Genomic DNA, 17,817 nt, shown 5'->3' with positions numbered 1-17,817 from the left:
ATGGAAATAGTAGGAGGTGTGCGTGTGGATGGACTTATTTTTTATTGGTTTGCGTGGTTGATGTGGATTGTTGTTACTTTTTTGCTAAAGAAAAGTCATCCATATCGAACGCTTTTTAGTGGAATTATTTTAACAGTGATTATTTTATCTTCCTACTCCATCGGAATAGGTTATGAGCAGTCTATTAATAGTTCAGCATTCATTTTGTTGTTCTTTGTAACTGGGATCGCTATACGAGAAAAAGCTGTATCAGTTTTATCGTTATTCTCAACTTTCATTATTATGCTTGCTTATGTATCGTTTTTGTTATATGAAATTTTTGATCCGGTATGGGTTATTTTTTCGAGAGATTATATGTTAGCAGGTATGTTAATGACCATCATATTAATCTTACTTAAAAATGTAACGCAACGATTCACAACAGTCGTTATAGGTACATTGTACGGGGAAATTATCTCGTTACTCATCGTCAGACAGTATGGATTTCCATTCCAGATCGGTTCATTCAATTATTTAGATGTCCTTGCGTTGACCTGCATAGGACTACTTGGATGGATTACGATTGAACGTGCAGCATTCTTTTTCTCACAACATGCTCACCAATACGACAAAGAAAAGGGGAAACTGCTTTGAACGAATATACGTTACCAATTATCTTTGGAATTATAGTCGGTACCTTTACTCGTATGTATATGTTGAGAACAGATTATCGACAGTATCCAACATATTTACATGGAAGGATAATACATATCGCTTTAGGTTTCATTGCATCTGCACTTGGAACAGTGGCAGTGCCTTCCATAATGGAACAAGACTTTACAGCAGTCACATTTCTAACAATAGCAGCATCGCAATTTAGGGAAGTAAGAAATATGGAAAGAAACACGTTATCAGAACTCGATAGCTTTGAGCTTGTTCCAAGAGGCAAGACATACATAGAAGGAATTGCAATTGCGTTTGAAAGTCGCAATTACTTAGTCATCTTTACGTCACTAATATCTACTTTGACCTATTTAATCTTTAATCTATGGGCAGCCATAGCGGTAGGTTTACTCTCAATTCTTTTTTCAATTTGGTTAATGTCAGGTGGACGCTTAAAAGACATCGTTGACATTGAATATGTTGAACCTAGATTTGATGGAGCAGGGCTATTTGTAGATAATATTTACATTATGAATATCGGACTCCCTGAACGGCAAGACGAAGTACTACGATATGGAATGGGGTTTATTTTAAAACCTAAAAACTTTAATTCAAGATCAACCATCGCAAATCTAGGGCAGCGACAGGCGATTTTACATGATGTGTCCACAGCTTTAGGAGTTTACCGTGACTCTGGAACACCGGCTCTTGTTCCATTAGCAAAACGGGACCTTGACGACGGGAGAATTGGTGTGTTTGTGTTGCCACAAGAAAAGGATATCGATAAGGCTCTTAGAGTAATTGGTGCAGTGCCTACATTGGAAAATGCAATTCGAATGCCTTCAGAGAGACATATTGGGAAGGAGAATAAGCAGTCATGAATATTGCATTAGAAAAAAATATTCTAGCGGTTATCACAACGAACCCAAGTAAAATTCCTGGGGGTGCAACAGTATTTCATTGTGAAAATGTGAAAGAAATGGAGCATATTGCAACAAATCTTGAAGCAATCTTAGATGGGATTGCACATATGTTAACGGAAGAAATCTACATCATTGTTAGACATTAACGATGTTCTATTTGCACGTCTTACATGTCTCTGATAAGATAAATAAGCTAGGCCCTTCTGTCGTTGGAAGGGTTTATTTAAATGATTAGTGAAGAAAATGACCATTTGTTTGTTTAATAGGGTAAACAATTGATAATAGATCATGAATTTACATATTGAAAATATGGAATAAATTGAAAGGGTGATGTCAAATGACAAAACCAGTTGTAGCGATTGTTGGACGACCTAACGTAGGGAAATCAACGATATTTAACAGAATTGTAGGAGAAAGAATTTCAATTGTTGAAGATATACCAGGAGTAACACGAGACCGTATTTATAGTTCGGCAGAGTGGTTAACACATGACTTTAATATTATTGATACAGGTGGAATTGATTTAGGAGACGAACCGTTCTTAGAACAAATTCGTCAACAAGCAGAAATTGCGATTGATGAAGCAGATGTAATTGTTTTCTTAACGAATGGTCGTGAAGGAGTAACAGCTGCAGATGAAGAGGTTGCAAAGATTCTATACAAAGCTAAGAAGCCAGTCGTTCTTGGAGTCAATAAAATAGACAACCCTGAAATGCGTGAACAAATTTATGATTTCTATGCACTTGGCTTCGGGGAACCGTTTCCGATCTCTGGATCACACGGACTTGGCTTAGGTGATTTGCTGGATGAGGCGGCTAAGCATTTTCCAACCCTTGAAGACCAAGATTATGCTGATGATGTCATTAAGTTCTCTTTGATTGGTCGACCAAATGTAGGGAAATCTTCGCTTGTAAATGCAATTTTAGGGGAGGATCGCGTTATTGTTAGCAATGTTGCTGGTACGACAAGAGATGCGATTGACTCACAGTTAACTTATAATGATCAAGATTATGTCATCATTGATACGGCGGGAATGAGGAAAAAAGGAAAAGTATATGAAACAACTGAGAAATACAGCGTATTACGTGCGTTAAGAGCAATTGAACGCTCAGACGTTGTTCTTGTCGTCATCGATGGAGAAGAAGGAATCATTGAACAAGATAAGAAAATTGCAGGATATGCTCATGAAGCTGGACGTGCAGTTGTAATCGTTGTGAATAAGTGGGACGCAGTAGAAAAAGACGAAAAGACAATGAAGTTGTTTGAAGAAAACATTCGCGGTCATTTCCAGTTTCTAGACTATGCACCAATCGTCTTCTTATCAGCGAAAACGAAAAAGCGCGTTCATACGCTTATTCCTGTAATCGACACAGCCAGTGAAAACCATGCACTTCGTGTTGAAACAAGCGTGCTAAATGATGTCGTAATGGATGCTGTTGCGATGAATCCAACACCAACAGATAAAGGCAGAAGACTACGTATTTACTACACAACACAAGTTGCGGTGAAGCCGCCAACATTCGTTGTATTTGTAAATGAGCCAGAGCTTCTCCATTTCTCTTATGAGCGATTTTTAGAGAATCGTATTCGTGATGCTTTTGGATTTGAAGGTACACCAATTAAGATTTTTGCGAGAGAGAGAAAATAATCTAACGAAAAGCGGTGATGTTCATGAATCAAGGTAAAGAAAGCGTCGCAGTCATCGGAGCTGGAAGCTGGGGAACAGCATTGGCAATGGTACTAGCGGATAATGAGCATGATGTACGACTTTGGAGTCATAAAAAACAACAAGCAGACGAAATCAATGAAACACATAAGAACGAAAAATACTTGCCTGGTGTTCAGTTGCCAACGAATATTATTGGCCATTCTTCTTTGATTGAAGCCCTTGATGGAACAAAGCGAATCATTTTAGCTGTACCAACTAAAGCAATTCGGGAAGTCCTTCAACAAATTAGCTCTATACAAAAAGAAGCACTAACGATTGTCCATGTGAGCAAAGGAATCGAACCAAACACTTTGCTGCGCATTTCTGAAATGATCGAAGAGGAAGTGCCATCGGAAAAATTAACGAGTGTTGTTGTACTATCTGGGCCTAGCCACGCGGAGGAAGTAAGTTTAAGACAGCCTACAACAGTAACTGTATCCTCGGAAAATATGAAGGAAGCCGAAAAAGTACAAGACTTATTTATCAATTCCTATTTCCGGGTGTATACAAACCCTGATATTATTGGTGTAGAGTTAGGCGGTGCTTTGAAGAATATCATTGCTTTGGCAGCTGGAATTACTGACGGCTTAGGCTATGGAGACAATGCAAAAGCTGCATTAATTACAAGAGGATTAGCTGAGATTGCAAGGTTAGGTGTGAAGATGGGTGCTAGTCCACTTACATTTTCTGGTCTTACAGGAATCGGCGATTTAATTGTAACGTGCACAAGTGTACATTCACGAAACTGGCGTGCTGGGAATATGCTTGGAAAAGGGAAACAGCTTAACGAAGTGCTGGACAGTATGGGAATGGTTGTTGAAGGAGTTCGAACTACAAAGGCAGCACATCAGCTTGCTGAGAAATTCGAAGTCAAAATGCCGATCACAATGGCTCTATACGATGTGTTATTCAATGAAGTCCCTGCCAAAGACGCTGTCGATCGCTTAATGTCCCGAATGAAAACTCATGAAATGGAAGATCTAATGAATGTCTTAGAAGGTACAGATCTTCAATAAAGGGACTTTTAGATATGAATAGCGTAGGGTGCAGCTAATCGGCGAGCCAACAAATGGCTACTTCGTGTTGCATTGCTGACATGAACCTCGTCATGACTATCCCAACAAAGGCAGGAAGAAATTCTGTATCTTGCAGACTTTGGATAGATGACTAGGGCCGATCGTTCCATGAGCTAGATCATTGAATGAGTTCGTAAAAAATTATAGAAAAGTACACTTCGCCATTTCATGACGAAATTTTAGAGCTTCTTATCTTTAAATATAGGCATATGAGGATGCCTTTACCGTTCAACTTGCATACAATGCAACGAAGCAAACTAGTAAGATGATCTGGGTGACGGATATTTAGTCATTAGCCAAGGAAAAGAACGCCCCTTCCTTTCCTTGGCATCTTTATATGCTTTAGAAACTTCTGACCTATTAAACTCAATTAAATGTAAATTCCCTTGCATAAGTCGGAATCTTTTTTGTTTGTCCAAGATTTTGTGTTATAATACTTTTCGGATAAAAGGGAGTGGATAGAATGACACCATCATTAATGAAGATGTGGATTTCATTATCATCAATGGGATTCATGTTTATATCATTATTTATGATTTATTTAAGTAGATTCAAAATTAAGAATGGAACGCTTAAATTTATCACAGCATTAATCGCTTACATTTTTATGATTGTTAGTGGAATTATTATCTTCTTAGTTGTATTTAGTGGTCCTACACCAGAATAATTGCTGTAGCCATAACGATCATCCATTCAGCGCTTGAAAGGTTTGATGAAAATGAAGAAAACGAAGGTACATATAGTAGTAGCTGTACTCATTATGCTTATTTTAAGTGGGTGCATGTATCCAGGTGAAATGAGAACAGAAAGACAAATTTCTTACGAAACACATATTAACACCGTTCAAGAAGCAGTAGAAGAATACAAAGAGCGTAACGGTGGCTTGTTGCCTATTCTTACTAGGGATCAAGAGACACATATCTATCAGAAATACCCAATTGATTTTAAAAAACTTGTACCACAATACATTCCAGAGATTCCTGCAAATGCATACGATGCTGGCGGAGTGTTCCATTATGTATTGATTGATGTAGAAGAAAACCCCACTGTAAAAATATTTGATTTGCGCATTGCTGAACAAATTAGAGACATTAAGTTTCGAATGATGGCAAATAAGTATCCTACATATGGGGAACATTTGACAGGTCCGATTTTTACCATCAACTTTGAAAAACTCGGTTATAGTGAAGATCCAATGGCTCTTAGTCCGTATTCTGGGAGAGAGCTTCCATTCTTGATTACCGGGGATGGAGAAATTTATGTGGATTATCGAAGCGATCTCTTCGAAGTGATTGAGGAGAAGGATCACTCATTTGTTTATGGAGATGACATTCGAACTATCTTAACCGACGATACGATGTTTGTGCCGGCATACTCACTTCCGTATACAATCAATGAAGAGGGTACAGAACCGATCTTTTATTTAGAAGATGAATCATAGAATATAGATTTCATTGAATTTAATAGTCATAACCCTTCTTTTGCAAAATATATTGTAGAAGAAGGGTTTTTTATCGTCTTGGAATTTACTTAGATTAGAGTGTAAGGTGGGCCCCCAATGGGAAAAACGTTCGCCTGAAGGGATAATCTAAGATTATCTTTTGTTCCGTGATGAACACTTGGGTAGTGAACAATTCAATAATGGAGGGTGGAAAATATTCAAAAAAGTTGTCATATCAAGATAGGACAACATCATAAACATATACTGTCCACATATAAATCAAAAAAGGATAATATTTCCCACTAACTCAAGATTCGGGAGGGGATCACTTGGAAAAGGTAGATATTTTTAAAGATATTGCCGAAAGAACTGGCGGTGATATCTACTTTGGAGTAGTAGGCGCAGTTCGTACTGGCAAATCAACATTTATTAAAAGGTTCATGGAATTAGTTGTTTTACCAAATATGGATAATGAGGCAGATCGAGCACGTACACAGGATGAGCTCCCTCAAAGCGCAGCTGGGAAAACGATTATGACGACTGAGCCAAAATTTGTTCCAAATCAAGCAGCAAACGTACACGTAGCAGAAGGGCTTGATGTAAACATACGACTAGTAGACTGTGTTGGCTACACAGTTCCTGGAGCAAAAGGGTACGAAGATGAAAATGGACCGAGAATGATCAATACTCCTTGGTATGAAGAGCCAATCCCGTTTCATGAAGCTGCAGAGATCGGTACAAGGAAGGTTATTCAAGAGCATTCCACGATCGGGGTCGTAGTGACAACAGATGGAACGATTGGAGAAATTCCAAGAGCGAACTATCTTGAAGCTGAAGAAAGAGTGATTGAAGAGCTTAAAGAGGTTGGAAAGCCGTTCATTATGATTATTAACAGTGTACAACCACATCATCCTAACACGGATTCATTACGAAATGAATTAAGTGAAAAGTATGACATTCCTGTCCTCGCAATGAGTGTTGAAGGAATGCGAGAAGCAGACGTATTAAATGTGATGAGAGAGGCTTTATATGAGTTCCCTGTACTTGAAGTGAATGTTAACCTACCAAGCTGGGTGATGGTGCTTCATGAAGACCATTGGTTAAGAGGAAGCTATCAAGAAGCGGTAAAAGAAACAGTAAAAGATATTAAGAGATTAAGAGATGTGGACCGGGTTGTGCATCAATTTAGTGATTTTGAGTTTATCGATCGAGCAGGATTGGCTGGCATTGAACTTGGGCAAGGGGTAGCAGAAATCGACCTTTATGCTCCAGATGAACTATATGATGATGTATTAAAAGAAATTGTCGGGGTTGAGATTAGAGGGAAGGATCATCTGTTAGAGCTCATGCAAGAATTTGCTCATGCAAAAACAGAGTACGATCAGATTTCTGATTCTTTACGAATGGTGAAGCAAACTGGATACGGAATTGCCGCACCATCCCTTGCTGATATGAGTTTAGATGAACCAGAAATTACAAGGCATGGATCGAGATTTGGGGTACGGCTAAGAGCAGTAGCACCGTCCATTCATATGATCAAAGTGGATGTAGAATCTGAGTTCTCTCCAATTATCGGCACAGAGAAGCAAAGTGAGGAATTGGTTCGTTACTTAATGCAAGATTTTGAGGATGATCCACTATCGATTTGGAATTCAGATATTTTTGGAAGAAGCTTAAGTTCCATCGTACGCGAGGGTATCCAAGCCAAATTATCGTTAATGCCGGAAAATGCACGGTATAAATTGAAAGAAACGTTAGAGAGGATTATTAATGAGGGCTCAGGTGGATTAATCGCAATCATTTTATAGAAAAACTAAAAAAGAAGCTAAAGTTCAAAAAAACTTTAGCTTCTTTTTATTGTATAAAGAATTAATCTTTTATTCCGCTGTAAATTTCAGCTATGGATAGGATGCAAAACACGCTATCTATTACAGATTTACGTTGGAAAAAGGCCATTCATATTACAATATTGTTGCAAATAAGAAAAGATTCCCATTAAATAATGAAATATTCTTGATATGCATAATTGATTATGATAATCTTTTAACAGAATTAACGTTGTTGCCTTACAAACGTTGAGTTTATAGGATTTCGAAATATATTTTCGTTGAATTATAAATTATTTTGTTATATGATAAGGCAAGCCTAACAAAAATTAGGTGCAACGTATAGAATTCAATAAATTTGTTTACAAATGAATGTAAGAAAGTGAATTTATTTGGCTATATGATTTTTGGGAGGAGGTGAAAGTAATGAACAAAACAGAACTAATTAACGCTGTTGCTGAAGCTAGCGAACTTTCTAAAAAGGACGCAACTAAAGCAGTTGATGCAGTTTTCGATTCAATCTTAGACGCATTGAAAAATGGTGATAAAGTACAGTTAATCGGTTTCGGAAACTTTGAAGTTCGTGAGCGTGCTGCACGTAAAGGTCGCAACCCACAAACTGGTGAAGAAATCGAAATCGCTGCAAGCAAAGTTCCTGCTTTCAAACCAGGAAAAGCGCTTAAAGATGCAGTTAAATAAGTACATATTTGTGCGATCAGCATGAATGCTTAAACAAAACCGCGATGTAAGTCGCGGTTTTGTTTTTTACACTTCATAAACTTCCCCGAATAGTTATACATATGTATCCATCAAAAACTTCTTAAATAGAAAACCATTGCTTTGCTACTAATGAATTGTTTATGCTAATATGGAATAACAGTAGCTTACTGCCATAGGAGGAAAAGATTATGTCAGAAGTAAATCGTGCCCAAATAGAAGAGGCGGTTCGGTTAATTCTTGAAGCGATCGGAGAAGACCCGAATCGAGAAGGTATAATAGATACACCAAAACGAGTGGCCAAAATGTATGAAGAAGTTTTTATGGGAATAAACCAAGATCCAAAGGAATATTTTGATACCGTTTTCGGTGAAGATCATGAGGAATTAGTTCTAGTAAAAGACATTCCGTTCTACTCAATGTGCGAGCATCATCTCGTTCCGTTTTTTGGACATGCGCATGTTGCTTATATACCGAGAAATGGAAAAGTAACAGGGTTAAGCAAGCTAGCAAGGGCAGTTGAAGCTGTTGCAAAAAGACCACAGTTGCAAGAACGTATTACTTCTACTGTAGCAGAAGCCATTATGGATAAGCTAGAGCCACATGGTGTAATGGTGATAGTGGAAGCTGAGCATATGTGTATGACTATGCGAGGAGTAAAGAAGCCAGGATCTAAAACAGTAACATCAGCAGTTCGTGGAATCTTTCAAAAGGATGAACGCGCACGTGCAGAAGTGTTATCGTTAATCAAGTAATGATCATAAGGGATCAGGTATATGATGCCTCATCCCTTATTCGTGGAAATGAAGTTGGAAGGAGTAAATCATGGAGAAGACTGATTATATTGTCATAAAAGCATTAGAGGATGGTGTGAATGTAATTGGGTTAACGAGAGGGTCAGATACGAAATTCCATCATTCTGAAAAGCTAGATGTGGGAGAGGTTATGATTGCTCAATTCACAGAACATACATCAGCAATTAAAATTCGAGGCAACGCTGAAATAAAAACGTCCTACGGTGAGGTAATAAGCGATGTCAAAAAATAGTCAAAATATCGCTTGTTTTTCTAAGTTATCCTAAGTGTTTTCCTATATATTACCCTAACAACCACCCTGTTTTTATGATATAATTGCAATGCATTCTGGAACAATAGTCCATGGAATGTTGAAGCGTTGATCATATAGGGACTTTTTTTATGTCTAGAAAACATAGACTATTTACGAAAGTGGAATACTATCGAAATATATATTGAGAAAATAAGGGTGATGGCATGCATGAAATGATCATAAAACGAACAGAGATAATAGAAATTGTGAAAAAACAAACACATCATTCTTACTTACTCAATCATATTGAATCCCCATATGTGGATGAAGATAAACTCATGCTGCTTATTTCTTTGTTCCAGTCGTTAAAATTACCAGATAAAAGAATTACTGAATATGCGACAACAGCAATGCTTGTGCAAATTGCACTTGATACACATGAAAAAATTGGTGTCTATGATTTGCCAAAAGAAAAACAGACGAGTAGGCAATTAACGATTTTAGCAGGCACATTCTATAGTGGCCTTTATTATAAAATTTTATCAAAGCTTGAAGATATAGATATGATTCGTACGTTAGCTGAAGGAATTAAGGAAGTAAACGAGTATAAAATCACACTATATAAAAACAAATTTCTTCGCGAAGAGGATGTTTGGAAATCGATTCGGGGCATTGAATCTTCCTTGTTCACCAAAATATTTCATCATTTTCACCAAAAAGAGTCAATGAATTTTGTGGAAACGCTTTTAACATACAAAAGGCTACTGAAAGAGAAAACACAATTTGAACAAGGCGAAGATTCTATTTTGTTTAAAGCGATTGACACGATTCCAATTGAAAATCTTGATAAACCGCAATTATCGACATTTCAACTTGTTGAAGAATGGATTGAAAAGCTATCAGCAAGTCTAATGATTTCAATAGATGATCAGCCGTTTATGAATAAGGCTCTTAAACAAAGTGTGCAAGACATCATACAGAAAAACAATTCTAAAGCAAATATATACGTGGAAGAAGGGTAAACAGATGCAGCAATCGAAAGAAGAACGCGTACACCATGTATTCGAAAGCATTCATGAAAACTACGATAAAATGAATTCAGTCATCAGCTTTCAACAACATACTAAATGGCGCAATGACACGATGAAGCTAATGAATGTACAAAAAGGTACAAAGGCACTCGATTTATGCTGTGGTACTGCTGACTGGTCTATTGCATTAGGGAAGGAAGTTGGGGTCTCTGGAGAAGTAGTTGGACTTGATTTTAGCGAAAATATGTTAAAAGTTGGCCGAGAAAAGGTTTCGGAATTAGGGATGAAAAACATTGAACTTATTCATGGCAATGCAATGGAATTACCATTTGCTGATGATTCATTTGATTATGTGACAATTGGGTTTGGTCTAAGAAATGTACCAGACTATATGCAAGTGCTTAAAGAAATGAAACGTGTCGTGAAACCAGGAGGAAAGGTTGTTTGTTTAGAAACATCACAGCCTACAACATTTGGCATCCGTCATGGCTATTATTTATATTTTGGATACATTATGCCTCTACTAGGAAAGGTTTTTGCAAAAAGTTTTAAAGAATATGCGTGGCTTCATGAATCAGCAAAAGGTTTTCCAGGAATGAAAGAACTAGCAGAGATGTTTAAGGAAGCTGGGTTTACCTCAGTCGAATATAAGCCATACACATTTGGTGTAGCAGCAGTTCATATTGCAAAGAAAGATTCATAATAATGGCTCTGAAAGCTTCGATTACATGATGTCGAAGCGGAAAAAGGATCTATAAGCTGGGTGGAATTAGCGTATGAAATTAAAAATGATGTACTCATTTTTGAATTCTGATTTACAAGTAATTGAATCAACATTAGAAAAAACAATTCAGGCAAATTCGCCATTGTTACATCAAGCCTCACTCCACTTATTACAGGCTGGCGGGAAGCGTTTAAGGCCTGTTTTTGTTTTGCTATCTGGAAAGTTTGGAGATTACGATGTGAACAAGATGAAGGATGTTGCAGTAGCCTTAGAATTGATTCACATGGCCTCTCTTGTTCATGATGATGTCATTGATGACGCGGAACTTAGAAGAGGACAACAGACGATCAAGGCGAAATGGGACAATCGGATAGCTATGTATACAGGGGACTATATCTTTGCTCGTGCATTGGAGCTTATGGCGAATATTAAACAAGCTGAAGCTCATCAAATCTTATCTAATACTTTAGTTGAACTTTGTCTTGGTGAGATTGAGCAAATTAAAGATAAGTACAATTTTGACCAAAGCTACCGAACGTATTTTAGAAGAATAAAGCGGAAGACGGCTATCCTAATTGCAGTCAGTTGCCAATTGGGTGCAATTGCTGCGAACGTAGATGAGACAACACATAAAAGATTATACAGAATTGGCTATTATATTGGTATGTCTTATCAAATCATTGATGATGTTCTTGATTTTAATAGCACGGAGCAGCAACTTGGCAAGCCAGCAGGAGATGATTTGCTCCAAGGGAATATCACATTGCCTGTCTTAATAGCGATGGAGAATGCAGCCATCAAAAAAGAGATTATTACTGTAACTGAGTATACAACTAGAGAAAGAATGAATGAAATCATCTTACTTATTAAATCTTCTGGAGCAATTGAACGATCATTGCAAATTAGTGATCGATACTTAAAGAAGGCCTTAACCGAAATTGATCTACTTCCACAGAATCGCTCAAAGAAAGCGCTTAAAGACATTGCACGAATGATAGGGAAACGGAAATTCTAATTGAGTTCGCTCATGTTTTCCTCTCAGTTGAAAAATTGTCAAAACAATGATAATATTTTCATTGGTTGTGTAAATCGCAATTATTATACATATTACTAGGAGTGGAATGTATGGAAAGAACATTTTTAATGGTAAAGCCTGATGGTGTACAACGTAATTTAATCGGGGAAATCGTTGCCCGTTTCGAAAAGAAAGGATTCCAACTAGTTGGTGGAAAGCTTATGAGCATTCCTGCTGAATTAGCTGAAGAGCATTATGGTGAGCATAAAGAGCGCCCATTCTTTGGTGAGTTAGTTGAATTCATTACTTCTGGTCCTGTATTTGCAATGGTATGGGAAGGTGAAAATGTAATTGCTACAGCTCGTCAAATGATGGGTAGCACGAATCCAAAAGACGCAGCTCCTGGTACAATTCGTGGAGATTTCGGAATCACAGTTGGAAAGAACGTGATTCATGGATCTGATTCTCCAACAAGTGCTGAACGTGAAATCGGTTTATTCTTCAACAAAGAAGAATTAGTAGACTACACAAAATTAATGAATGAGTGGATTAACTAAGAGATTAGATATCCTCATTTGTAGACAAAGTCATAGCGACTTTGTCTACATTCTTTTTACTACCGTTCTATTTGAATATACAATTGTTATGAGGTGTCTTAGATGTCCCAAGATTATCAAGAGTTTGTAAAAAACATACAGAAGAAAACTGGAATCGATTTAAGTCTGTATAAAGAAGCGCAGATGAAGAGAAGGCTACAGTCACTATATGAAAAAAAGGGCTTTACATCATTCCAAGGATTTTTTATTGCTTTAAATAATGATCGCGAGCTTCTATATGATTTTCTCGATCGAATGACGATAAATGTTTCAGAATTTTATCGGAATAAGAAAAGGTGGGACGTCTTGCAAGATCAGATCATCCCAAAGCTACTAAAGGAAAATCGCAAGTTAAAGGTTTGGAGTGCAGCATGCTCCACAGGAGAAGAACCATACACAATTGCGATGATTCTGTCCCAATTCATGCCTCTTTCTCAAATTCAAATATTAGCAACAGACTTGGATGAAAAAGTGATTGAACGCGCAAAGCAAGGTGTTTATCATGAAAAATCACTCAATGAATTGCCTGTTAGTATGAAAGAGAAACATTTTGAAAAAGATGGCCCCCTTTATAAAATTTCCCGTGAAGTAATACAGACTGTTCAATTTAAAAAACATAACTTACTGGCTGACCCTTTTGGGGGTCCATATGATTTAATCGTTTGTCGCAATGTATTAATCTATTTTACAGAAGAAGCGAAAGATGGGCTTTATCAAAAGTTTAGCTCTGCACTTCGTGATGGTGGATACTTCTTTGTCGGTAGCACAGAACAGATTTTTAATCCTGCAAAGTATAACTTGCAAACTGATGAAACCTTCTTTTATCAAAAGAGGGCTGAATCAATCATCAGTTCAACAAAATAATAACGAATTAATTAAGCTTCCATTGACGGGAGGCTTTTCTTTTTGCTGTACTTGTATTCTAGTCGAAAACAATTGACAAAAGGTACTGTGAGATTTATAGTATAGAAATACAAACTTTTACTTTAGTGCTAAAAAGCGTCTAAGTGTGAAAGTTAATAATCATGTTTGATACGCCAGAGTAATTTACGTGATTATCGTTACTTTTCATCTGTATTGCCTCATGATAAAATAACTAAAATTAAAGAAACGATGATAATTTACGAAATTGTGAAAAAACAACTACTTTTCATTAAAGGCATATGGTATATTGGTACATAATTCTTTAGTGGGTTGAAGGGAGAAAGAAATCTTGAGATATTTAACTGCAGGGGAATCACATGGTCCAAAATTAACGACAATTATTGAAGGTTTACCAGCCGGAATGCCATTGGTAGAGGCTGATATAAATAATGAGCTAGCTCGACGACAAAAGGGTTATGGCCGCGGGCGTAGAATGCAAATTGAAAAAGATCAAGTGGAAATTACAAGCGGCATTCGCCATGGAGAAACACTTGGCTCACCTGTTGCTCTAGTCGTGGAAAACAATGATTGGAAACATTGGACGAAGATCATGGGTGCAGAACCACTTGACCAAGATGCTGATGAAGTGAAGAGGAAGATTACTCGACCTAGACCAGGTCATGCTGATTTAAATGGAGGCATAAAGTATGGTCATCGGGACTTACGTAATGTGCTAGAGCGTTCATCAGCTAGGGAGACTACTGTTCGCGTAGCAGCAGGAGCTGTAGCGAAGAAATTGTTAAGTCTTGTGGGAGTGAAGGTTGCTTCACATGTTCGGGAAATTGGCGGCGTGATTGCAAATAGTAAAGAAGACATAACGATAGAAGAGATCCAAAGAAGATCAGAAGAATCTGAAGTTCGTTGCTTAGATGAAGAGGCTGCCCAACAAATGATGAAGGCGATTGATGAAGCGAAGCAAAATGGAGATTCAATTGGTGGTGTCGTTGAAGTTGTAGTAGAAGGCATGCCAGTTGGAGTAGGAAGTTACGTTCATTATGACCGTAAGCTTGATGCGAAAATTGCAGGAGCTGTTATGAGCATTAATGCATTTAAAGGGGTCGAATTTGGAATTGGTTTCGAGGCAGCTAGAAAGCCAGGCAGTCAAGTACATGATGAAATAGGTTGGGATGAAGAAAACGGCTATTACCGGTTGACTAATCGTCTAGGTGGTTTTGAAGGTGGAATGACAACGGGCATGCCGATTGTCGTAAAAGGCGTAATGAAGCCTATTCCGACGTTATACAAGCCGTTGCATAGTGTAGATATTGAAACGAAGGAGCGATTTGCTGCTAGCATTGAAAGATCGGATAGCTGTGCAGTACCAGCAGCAGCAGTCGTTGCGGAAAATGTCGTGGCATGGGAGCTTGCAAACGCACTATTAGAGCAATTCTATAGTGACCGTTTAGATATGTTCGTGAAAAATATTGAAGAACAGCGCAAATCTGCGAGGGAGTTTTAATGGAAACGATTCAAGTAAGAACGAAAGAAAAAACGTATCCCGTCATAATCGGTAGTGGGGTTATAGAAAGATTGAATTCATTTATAGTAGATAAGCTTCCACAAACAAAAAAAGTATTAATTATTACTGATCAAAATGTTTCCACACTTTATTTAGAAGAAGTAATTGAAAAGTTATCTAACTTTGATGTAAAACATTATGTCATCCCAAGTGGCGAAGGTGCGAAATCGTTTCATATTTACCATCAATGTATTTCCTATTGCCTGCAAGAGAAGTTAAATCGTCAATCTTGTATTCTTGCATTAGGTGGAGGGGTCGTTGGTGATTTGGCCGGTTTTGTAGCGGCAACCTTTATGAGAGGAATTTCGTTTATTCAAATTCCGACAACAATACTAGCCCACGATAGTGCTGTTGGAGGGAAGGTCGGAATTAATCATGAACTAGGTAAAAACTTAATTGGTGCCTTTCATCAACCAGAAGCTGTGTTCTACGATACGAATTTTTTGAATAGTTTATCGCTTAAAGAAAAACGATCTGGGTTTGCTGAACTTATAAAGGAAATGCTATTAAAGGATGAGGATGCTTTTTTACAATTGCAGCAGCAATATCAAAATTTAGATGCTGATTTAGATTTTACTGAAATCTTAAGAGATGGAATTAATGTTAAACGTGAGATTGTTGAACAGGATGAAAAAGAATTAGGCATTCGTGCATATTTAAATCTCGGGCATACATTAGGTCATGCGATCGAAGCAGAATATAAATGGGCGCATGGTGAAGCTGTTTTAGTTGGTTTGTTATTTGCCCTACAGCTCAGCCGAAAATATGCCGAGCTGCCATTAGATATAGAGTCGGTTAATGAATGGCTAGTACGTTTAGGATATAAAACGAATCTTCCAGAGCATGCGGATGCGGATGCTTTACTAAATCGCATGAAGCAAGATAAAAAAGCAACGAGTGATCATATTGCATTTATCCTCTTAAAAAAAATTGGGAAGCCATTCATTTACGAATTTAAAGAACATTATTTGCGAGCTGAATTGGTCCAATTTATTCAAGACAAAGGAGGCGGTCGAGAATGATTAGGGGAATGAGAGGGGCTATTACGGTACCTAAAAATAACGAAGATGACATTTTACAAGCTACTGAAAGACTATTAAGTTCAATGATTGAGTCAAACGAAATTGAGGCTGATCATGTAGCATCTGTCATTATTTCAGTAACCAATGATTTAGATGCATGCTTTCCTGCACGAGCACTTCGAAAGTTTGATGGTTGGAAATATGTTCCGGTAATGTGTACAAGAGAAATCCCTGTACCAGAAGCACTTCCGCTTTGTATACGAATCATGATGCATGTAAACACAAGCATACCTCAAGCAGAAGTGAACCATATATATTTAGAAGAAGCAATTCGTTTACGTCCAGATTTAATAGAAAAGTAGATTCATGAAAACGATGGGGAAAGAAGGAACGATCAATGAAATGGAAAAAGCAATTATTAAGTCTAACACCATATCAGCCAGGTAAGTCGATCGAAGAAGTGAAGCGTGAACTAGGGTTGCATGAAATCGTAAAGCTTGCTTCTAATGAAAACCCGTTTGGATGCTCACATAGAGCGGCAGAAGCAATGAGACAGCCAGTCACTTTTTTTCCGCTTTATCCCGATGGTTATGCGACACAATTGCGTAATACTATTTCTTCGAAGTTGAAAGTAGAGCCTTCCGAATTGATTTTTGGTAATGGTTCAGATGAAATCATTCAATTGATTGCTAGAGCTTTATTGCATGAAAAGGCAAATACAGTCATGGCGACCCCAACCTTCCCCCAGTATAAACATAACGCGATTATCGAAAAAGCAGAAATTCGTGAAATTCCATTAGTTGACGGTGCGCATGATTTGGAAGAAATGGCAAATGCCATTGACGAGAACACATCTGTTGTATGGATTTGTAGTCCGAACAATCCTACAGGTGTTCATATACCTGAAACGGAGCTTGTTCGCTTTATTGAAAGGACGCCGGAAGATGTATTAATCGTGCTTGATGAAGCGTACTGTGAATATACAACAGCTAGTGATTATCACGACTCTTTGCAGTTAGTAGCAAATTATAAAAATGTTATTGCGTTAAGAACGTTTTCAAAAATCTATGGATTAGCTAGCTTGCGCATTGGTTATGGAATTGGGCACGCGGATGTGATGAAAGTATTGGAAACAGTACGTGAACCATTCAATGTTAATAAATTTGCGTTAGCTGTTGCTAATGAAGCCATAATTGATGAGGTTTTCATTGAACAATGCAAGAAAGAAAATGAAAAAGGCTTGCAGCAATTCTATCAATTCTGTGATTCAGTAGGCTTAGAGTATTATCCATCACAAGGAAACTTTATCTTAATCGATTTTAAAATGGATGGTAATGAAGTTTTTCAATTTCTACTGACGAAAGGCTATATTGTCCGCTCTGGTGCAGCGCTCGGATTTCCAACTTCCGTACGCATAACAATTGGTTCTCATGAGCAGAACAAAGGTGTCATCTCTGCAATGAAGGAATTAACCGATGCAAAAAAAGCATCAATCACGAAATAAAGCCAAAATTGTTTCAGAAGAAGCCTTCTGAAACAATTTTTTTAAAACGTCCGTCTGAAACGATAATCAGCGATTATCAAAAAAATGCACGTTTTTTAGCTA

At 37.6% G+C, this 17,817-nt stretch carries 20 protein-coding genes; all 20 read left to right on the top strand.

All coding sequences use genetic code 11. The features are described 5' to 3' along the window. Positions 1-24 precede the first annotated feature (24 nt). The 20 genes from AC6F34_RS03875 (at position 25) to hisC (ending at position 17,715) form a co-directional block, all read left to right on the top strand. A complete protein-coding gene (locus AC6F34_RS03875; protein WP_500769131.1) occupies positions 25-633 on the top strand; it encodes a YphA family membrane protein in 609 nt (202 codons plus the stop codon). Beyond that, the gene (locus AC6F34_RS03870) at positions 630-1,523 is read left to right on the top strand and encodes a YIEGIA family protein (RefSeq protein ID WP_500769129.1); all 894 of its coding nucleotides are present in this window, start codon (positions 630-632) and stop codon (positions 1,521-1,523) included. Before AC6F34_RS03875 ends, AC6F34_RS03870 begins: the two co-directional genes overlap by 4 nt. Before the next feature lie 2 nt (positions 1,524-1,525). Next, the gene (locus AC6F34_RS03865; protein WP_500770129.1) at positions 1,526-1,711 is read left to right on the top strand and encodes a capping complex subunit for YIEGIA; all 186 of its coding nucleotides are present in this window, start codon (positions 1,526-1,528) and stop codon (positions 1,709-1,711) included. Between the two features lie 191 nt (positions 1,712-1,902). Beyond that, the gene (gene der, locus AC6F34_RS03860) at positions 1,903-3,213 is read left to right on the top strand and encodes a ribosome biogenesis GTPase Der (protein WP_500769127.1); all 1,311 of its coding nucleotides are present in this window, start codon (positions 1,903-1,905) and stop codon (positions 3,211-3,213) included. Positions 3,214-3,236: 23 nt separating this feature from the next. Beyond that, positions 3,237-4,289 (top strand): NAD(P)H-dependent glycerol-3-phosphate dehydrogenase, encoded by a 1,053-nt coding sequence (locus AC6F34_RS03855; RefSeq protein ID WP_500769125.1) that lies wholly within the window; start codon positions 3,237-3,239, stop codon positions 4,287-4,289. A gap of 523 nt (positions 4,290-4,812) precedes the next feature. After that, positions 4,813-5,016: a DUF2768 domain-containing protein gene (locus tag AC6F34_RS03850; RefSeq protein ID WP_500769123.1), complete on the top strand. Its 204-nt coding sequence runs from the start codon at positions 4,813-4,815 to the stop codon at positions 5,014-5,016. Between the two features lie 51 nt (positions 5,017-5,067). Further along, positions 5,068-5,790 carry a YphF family lipoprotein gene (locus AC6F34_RS03845; RefSeq protein WP_500769121.1) on the top strand — a complete coding sequence of 241 codons (723 nt, stop codon included), beginning with the start codon at positions 5,068-5,070 and terminating at the stop codon, positions 5,788-5,790. A 329-nt stretch (positions 5,791-6,119) separates the two neighbouring features. Next, a complete protein-coding gene (spoIVA, locus tag AC6F34_RS03840; RefSeq protein ID WP_500769119.1) occupies positions 6,120-7,598 on the top strand; it encodes a stage IV sporulation protein A in 1,479 nt (492 codons plus the stop codon). Between the two features lie 444 nt (positions 7,599-8,042). After that, a complete protein-coding gene (gene hbs, locus AC6F34_RS03835; RefSeq protein ID WP_377929761.1) occupies positions 8,043-8,315 on the top strand; it encodes a non-specific DNA-binding protein Hbs in 273 nt (90 codons plus the stop codon). 209 nt (positions 8,316-8,524) lie between these two features. Next, the gene (gene folE / locus AC6F34_RS03830) at positions 8,525-9,088 is read left to right on the top strand and encodes a GTP cyclohydrolase I FolE (RefSeq protein WP_500769117.1); all 564 of its coding nucleotides are present in this window, start codon (positions 8,525-8,527) and stop codon (positions 9,086-9,088) included. 70 nt (positions 9,089-9,158) lie between these two features. Further along, positions 9,159-9,380, top strand: coding sequence for a trp RNA-binding attenuation protein MtrB (gene mtrB / locus AC6F34_RS03825; protein ID WP_500769115.1), 222 nt, complete (start codon positions 9,159-9,161; stop codon positions 9,378-9,380). Positions 9,381-9,604: 224 nt separating this feature from the next. Beyond that, positions 9,605-10,402: a heptaprenyl diphosphate synthase component 1 gene (locus AC6F34_RS03820; RefSeq protein ID WP_500769113.1), complete on the top strand. Its 798-nt coding sequence runs from the start codon at positions 9,605-9,607 to the stop codon at positions 10,400-10,402. Between the two features lie 4 nt (positions 10,403-10,406). Next, positions 10,407-11,114: a demethylmenaquinone methyltransferase gene (locus tag AC6F34_RS03815; protein WP_500769111.1), complete on the top strand. Its 708-nt coding sequence runs from the start codon at positions 10,407-10,409 to the stop codon at positions 11,112-11,114. Between the two features lie 73 nt (positions 11,115-11,187). Then, positions 11,188-12,150, top strand: coding sequence for a heptaprenyl diphosphate synthase component II (gene hepT, locus AC6F34_RS03810; RefSeq protein WP_500769110.1), 963 nt, complete (start codon positions 11,188-11,190; stop codon positions 12,148-12,150). Between the two features lie 110 nt (positions 12,151-12,260). Then, complete coding sequence (ndk, locus tag AC6F34_RS03805; protein ID WP_500769108.1) at positions 12,261-12,707, top strand: nucleoside-diphosphate kinase; 447 nt, start codon at positions 12,261-12,263, stop codon at positions 12,705-12,707. 102 nt (positions 12,708-12,809) lie between these two features. Continuing rightward, the gene (locus AC6F34_RS03800) at positions 12,810-13,610 is read left to right on the top strand and encodes a CheR family methyltransferase (protein WP_500769106.1); all 801 of its coding nucleotides are present in this window, start codon (positions 12,810-12,812) and stop codon (positions 13,608-13,610) included. Positions 13,611-13,959: 349 nt separating this feature from the next. Continuing rightward, positions 13,960-15,129: a chorismate synthase gene (aroC, locus tag AC6F34_RS03795; protein ID WP_500769104.1), complete on the top strand. Its 1,170-nt coding sequence runs from the start codon at positions 13,960-13,962 to the stop codon at positions 15,127-15,129. Beyond that, positions 15,129-16,211, top strand: coding sequence for a 3-dehydroquinate synthase (gene aroB, locus AC6F34_RS03790; protein ID WP_500769102.1), 1,083 nt, complete (start codon positions 15,129-15,131; stop codon positions 16,209-16,211). The genes aroC and aroB overlap by 1 nt, the downstream gene beginning before the upstream one ends. Continuing rightward, on the top strand, positions 16,208-16,573 hold the full coding sequence (gene aroH / locus AC6F34_RS03785) for a chorismate mutase (RefSeq protein ID WP_500769100.1): 366 nt from the start codon (positions 16,208-16,210) through the stop codon (positions 16,571-16,573). Before aroB ends, aroH begins: the two co-directional genes overlap by 4 nt. 35 nt (positions 16,574-16,608) lie before the next feature. Further along, a complete protein-coding gene (gene hisC / locus AC6F34_RS03780; RefSeq protein ID WP_500769098.1) occupies positions 16,609-17,715 on the top strand; it encodes a histidinol-phosphate transaminase in 1,107 nt (368 codons plus the stop codon). Positions 17,716-17,817 lie beyond the last annotated feature (102 nt).

This window comes from Niallia sp. CD-39, assembly GCF_059874745.1.
Note: the sequence above shows the minus strand (reverse complement) of the source record. Positions and strands in the feature narration are given on the sequence as shown.

What these genes read in the sequence shown, in the direction of transcription:
- AC6F34_RS03850 (WP_500769123.1), top strand. Translation starts at nt 4,813, where the DNA reads ATGACACCATCATTAATGAAGATGTGGATTTCATTATCATCAATGGGA.
- aroB (WP_500769102.1), top strand. Translation starts at nt 15,129, where the DNA reads ATGGAAACGATTCAAGTAAGAACGAAAGAAAAAACGTATCCCGTCATA.
- der (WP_500769127.1), top strand. Translation starts at nt 1,903, where the DNA reads ATGACAAAACCAGTTGTAGCGATTGTTGGACGACCTAACGTAGGGAAA.
- AC6F34_RS03855 (WP_500769125.1), top strand. Translation starts at nt 3,237, where the DNA reads ATGAATCAAGGTAAAGAAAGCGTCGCAGTCATCGGAGCTGGAAGCTGG.
- hisC (WP_500769098.1), top strand. Translation starts at nt 16,609, where the DNA reads ATGAAATGGAAAAAGCAATTATTAAGTCTAACACCATATCAGCCAGGT.
- AC6F34_RS03800 (WP_500769106.1), top strand. Translation starts at nt 12,810, where the DNA reads ATGTCCCAAGATTATCAAGAGTTTGTAAAAAACATACAGAAGAAAACT.
- mtrB (WP_500769115.1), top strand. Translation starts at nt 9,159, where the DNA reads ATGGAGAAGACTGATTATATTGTCATAAAAGCATTAGAGGATGGTGTG.
- hbs (WP_377929761.1), top strand. Translation starts at nt 8,043, where the DNA reads ATGAACAAAACAGAACTAATTAACGCTGTTGCTGAAGCTAGCGAACTT.
- hepT (WP_500769110.1), top strand. Translation starts at nt 11,188, where the DNA reads ATGAAATTAAAAATGATGTACTCATTTTTGAATTCTGATTTACAAGTA.
- AC6F34_RS03820 (WP_500769113.1), top strand. Translation starts at nt 9,605, where the DNA reads ATGCATGAAATGATCATAAAACGAACAGAGATAATAGAAATTGTGAAA.
- AC6F34_RS03845 (WP_500769121.1), top strand. Translation starts at nt 5,068, where the DNA reads ATGAAGAAAACGAAGGTACATATAGTAGTAGCTGTACTCATTATGCTT.
- ndk (WP_500769108.1), top strand. Translation starts at nt 12,261, where the DNA reads ATGGAAAGAACATTTTTAATGGTAAAGCCTGATGGTGTACAACGTAAT.
- aroH (WP_500769100.1), top strand. Translation starts at nt 16,208, where the DNA reads ATGATTAGGGGAATGAGAGGGGCTATTACGGTACCTAAAAATAACGAA.
- AC6F34_RS03815 (WP_500769111.1), top strand. Translation starts at nt 10,407, where the DNA reads ATGCAGCAATCGAAAGAAGAACGCGTACACCATGTATTCGAAAGCATT.
- folE (WP_500769117.1), top strand. Translation starts at nt 8,525, where the DNA reads ATGTCAGAAGTAAATCGTGCCCAAATAGAAGAGGCGGTTCGGTTAATT.